The 2,351-nt window shown below is 78.1% G+C and carries 3 protein-coding genes; 1 reads left to right on the forward strand and 2 read right to left on the reverse strand.

Annotation, left to right across the window (positions count from 1 at the left end):
* Together GTR00_RS26055 and GTR00_RS19090 are read right to left on the reverse strand one after the other, a co-directional pair.
* A partial coding sequence (locus GTR00_RS26055) for a DUF58 domain-containing protein (RefSeq protein ID WP_166613142.1) occupies positions 1-1,135 on the reverse strand: 1,135 nt, incomplete at its 3' end.
* Positions 1,132-2,154: an AAA family ATPase gene (locus tag GTR00_RS19090; protein ID WP_166613143.1), complete on the reverse strand. Its 1,023-nt coding sequence runs from the start codon at positions 2,152-2,154 to the stop codon at positions 1,132-1,134. The genes GTR00_RS19090 and GTR00_RS26055, both read right to left, overlap by 4 nt.
* 40 nt (positions 2,155-2,194) lie before the next feature.
* Here GTR00_RS19090 and GTR00_RS24410 point away from each other — a divergent pair.
* Positions 2,195-2,351: AAA family ATPase (locus GTR00_RS24410; protein ID WP_407659742.1), on the forward strand; the 157-nt coding region annotated here is incomplete at its 3' end.

Consider the following 2,351-nt stretch of genomic DNA (forward strand, 5'->3'; position numbering starts at 1 on the left):
CCCCGGGCCCTGCCCCGCGCTCCCACAGCCGGGTGCGCTGCAGGACGGCCAGGGCGGGGGCGCCCAGCGGGCGGGCGCTGGTCAGGGGCTGCACGTCGGCCTCGTCGACCTCGCCGAGCACGGCGACCAGCAGCGTGGACTCCGCGCGCCCCAGGGCCGCCAGGGAGCGGGCCAGGCCGTCCTCGGGACCGGGCTGCAGGCGCGCCAGCGTCTGCAGCAGGGAGCGCAGCGCGGAGGCCTCGTCGGTGCCGCGCACCTGCTCCAGCCGGCCGCCGTGCAGCAGGCGCACCCGGTGGTGGCGCTCGTGCAGGTGCACGGCGGCGGAGGCGGCGGCGCTGACGGCCCACTCCAGGGACGAGGCGGCGCCGCGGCCGTGGTGGGCGCGGGCGCGGTCGTCGAGGAGCAGCACGACGTCCGGGCGGCCGGGGTGCTCGTCGGAGCGGACCATGACCTCGCCGCGCCGCGCGGTGGAGCGCCAGTGCACCCGGCGCAGGTCGTCGCCGACGCGGTAGGCGCGGATGGAGGCGTCGTCGGGGGAGGTGGTGGCGGCCGCGCCGGCGGAGGAGCCGCGCGCGCCGCCGAGGTCGCCCAGGGACAGGTCCGCCAGCCGGTGCACGCGCGGCAGCACGTCCAGCGTCGCCACCGGCCCGGTCGGGCGCGAGGCCACGACGAGGGCGAAGGGGTCGCGGGCGCGCACGGTGACCGGCCCGAGGCGGTAGCTGCCGCGCACGTCCGACCTCACCGTGTGCTGCAGGTCGAGGGTCTCGCCGGGCGCCACGCGCGGCACCCCCACCCGCGCCGTGCCGCCGAGGGCCAGGGGGACGGCGTCCTCGAGCACCACTCGTCCGCCGGGGCGGCCGCGGCCGCGCACGGTGAGGCGCACGGCGGTGGGGGCGCCCGCCTCCGCGATCCCGGACCCCGACCTCGACGTGAGGTCGAGGGTCCGGCAGGAGCGGTGGGCGGTGACGGCGGCCAGCGCCACCAGGGCGGTCAGCAGCACGCCGACGCGCAGCAGGTCCCGCTGCCCCAGCGCCGGGGCGGTGCCGACGGCCAGCAGGCCCGTCGCCAGCAGCGTCCACCCGCGCGCGGTGGGCTGCAGGTCGGGCCGCTCGCCGCCGCGGCGGGCGCGGCTCACCGCGGTGAGGGCAGCGCGGTGGTGCGCAGCACGTCGGTGACCACCTCGGCGCCGTCGCGGCCGGACAGCTGCGCGTCGGCGGTCAGCAGCAGGCGGTGCGCCAGCACGGGCACGGCCAGGGCCTGCACGTCGTCGGGCAGCACGTGGTCGCGGCCCTCCATCGCCGCGCGCGAGCGGGCGGTGCGCAGCAGGTGCAGGGCCGCGCGCGGGGAGGCGCCCAGGCGCAGGTCGTGGTGGGCGCGGGTGCGCCGCACGAGGTCGACGACGTACTGCTTGAGGGCCTCCGCGGCGTGCACGCCGCGGACGGCGTCGGAGAGCCGGCGCACGTCCTGCACGCCCACCACGGGGCTCAGCTCGTCCAGGGGCTCGGCGCCGCCGTGCTCGGAGAGCATCTGCAGCTCCGCCTGCGCGGAGGGGTACCCCATGGAGATGCGGGCGGTGAAGCGGTCCCGCTGGGCCTCCGGCAGCGGGTAGGTGCCGTCCATCTCCACGGGGTTCTGGGTGGCGAAGACGACGAAGGGGCGCTCCAGGGGCCAGGTGGTGCCGTCGACGGTGACCTGCCCCTCCTCCATGCACTCCAGCAGCGCGGACTGGGTCTTGGGGGAGGCGCGGTTGATCTCGTCGCCGATGACGACGTTGGCGAAGACGGCCCCGGGGCGGAACTCGAAGGCGCGGTGCTCCTGGTTCCACACGCTGGAGCCGGTGACGTCGCTGGGCAGCAGGTCGGGGGTGAACTGGATGCGGCGCACGGACCCGTCGACGGCGCGGGCGAGGGCCTTGGCCAGCATGGTCTTGCCCACGCCCGGCACGTCCTCCACGAGCAGGTGCCCGCCGGCGAAGAGCACGGTGAGGGCCAGGCGCACCGCCTCGTCCTTGCCGCGGATGACCCGGTCCACCGTGCGGGCCAGCTCGTCGGCCGTGGCGGCCAGCTCCTCCAGGGCGGCGGGCAGGGCGTCGCCGGGCTGCCCCGCCAGCGGGTCGCCGGGCTGGCTGCCGGCGGGTGCGCTCGTGGTCGTCACGTGGCCTCGTCTCCTCCTGCAGCGCGGCTCGGCCGCGCTGGTGGTCCTCGCGCGCGGCCTCGCCGTCGCGACCAGCCTCCACTGTGCCCCACGCGGGCCCCGCGCCGTCGACGGGTCCGTGCGCCGCATCCAGTTCACCCCCGACCTGCTGCCCAGCGACGTCACCGGCTCCAGCGTGTGGAACCAGGAGCACCGCG

The sequence above is a fragment of the Kineococcus indalonis genome, assembly GCF_009906395.1.
In the GTDB taxonomy this organism is placed as follows: domain Bacteria; phylum Actinomycetota; class Actinomycetes; order Actinomycetales; family Kineococcaceae; genus Kineococcus; species Kineococcus indalonis.